2 protein-coding genes and 1 pseudogene are annotated in these 946 nt (G+C 39.7%); all 3 read left to right on the top strand.

The features are described 5' to 3' along the window. The first annotated feature begins 66 nt into the window (after positions 1–66). The 3 genes and pseudogenes from ACMZ6Z_RS09455 (at position 67) to ACMZ6Z_RS09445 (ending at position 717) form a co-directional block, all read left to right on the top strand. Positions 67–251: pseudogene (locus ACMZ6Z_RS09455) on the top strand (hypothetical protein). Next, a complete protein-coding gene (gene tnpB, locus ACMZ6Z_RS09450; protein WP_416132272.1) occupies positions 232–399 on the top strand; it encodes an IS66 family insertion sequence element accessory protein TnpB in 168 nt (55 codons plus the stop codon). The pseudogene ACMZ6Z_RS09455 and the gene tnpB overlap by 20 nt, the downstream one beginning before the upstream one ends. 132 nt (positions 400–531) lie before the next feature. Then, a complete protein-coding gene (locus ACMZ6Z_RS09445; protein WP_416132271.1) occupies positions 532–717 on the top strand; it encodes a transposase domain-containing protein in 186 nt (61 codons plus the stop codon). Positions 718–946: the final 229 nt, after the last annotated feature.

The raw sequence follows: 946 nt of genomic DNA, 5'->3' as shown, positions 1-946 counted from the left end.
GTATGTATCTTATTTTCCATGCCTCTAGTATACTGTTATTAGAAAACAGAACCGGAGGTTATTATAATGTCACACCCTATTGTTCCCTTGGGCACACCACAATCTCGTCCATTTGAGAAAAAGAGAAAAATGATCTTCTGTTGAAAATTCGTCGTGGAAAAGTAGAACTCACCTGCTTTCAATCAATCAGCCAAGAGACACTAGAAACAATCTTGGATAAGGTATTACACGATGACTATCCGACTAAGTAGCCTAGGGCAGGTCTATCTTTTCTGCGGCGGACGCAAAGATCGTTTCAAATCGCTGTATTGGGATGGACAAGGTTTCTGGTTATTTTATAAGCGATTTGAGAATGGAAAATTGACCTGGCCAAAAATGAACAAGAGGTCAAAGCCTTAACTTCCGAGCAGGTAGACTGGCTCATGAAGGGATTTTCTATCTTTCCTACAATAAATGTTTCCAAAAGTCGTGGTTTCTATATGAAATCATGGCTTTTTTTTCGGTATCATAAAGAAAAATGGGAGGGTGATTATGAAGTCACAAGATAAAATCATTGAAAGTTTAAGAAATGAACTCACTCTCCTTCGTGAGCAAGTGGCTTATCTAACTCAAAAACGCTATGGCAAGTCATCAGAGAAACTCACTAACCCATCAGGTCAACTCAGTCTCTTCGAAGAAGACCAGCTCCCAGAAGAAGACATAGACTTACCCAGGTGAAACAGAGATCATTACCTACAAACGACAGAAAGCTAGGGGTCGCCGCTAAGCTATTTTTAACCCATTTACGCCAGAAATAGTTCATCATGACCTTAAGGGTGAAGACTGTGTCATGGCCAGTTGAAATAGATTGGCTCAACCGTTCAACGCCAAGAGTTGGTCTTTATTCTTGCAGAATCAAAACATCTTGACCATGTTCAACAGAATTAACTTTTTTCTAAAAAGCGAG

This window comes from Streptococcus pluranimalium, from assembly GCF_047785705.1.
Taxonomy (GTDB): domain Bacteria; phylum Bacillota; class Bacilli; order Lactobacillales; family Streptococcaceae; genus Streptococcus; species Streptococcus pluranimalium_A.
Note: the sequence above shows the minus strand (reverse complement) of the source record. Positions and strands in the feature narration are given on the sequence as shown.

Bases quoted from the DNA above. Each gene is read 5' to 3' on its own strand.
- tnpB (WP_416132272.1), top strand. From the start codon at position 232: ATGACTATCCGACTAAGTAGCCTAGGGCAGGTCTATCTTTTCTGCGGC.
- ACMZ6Z_RS09445 (WP_416132271.1), top strand. From the start codon at position 532: ATGAAGTCACAAGATAAAATCATTGAAAGTTTAAGAAATGAACTCACT.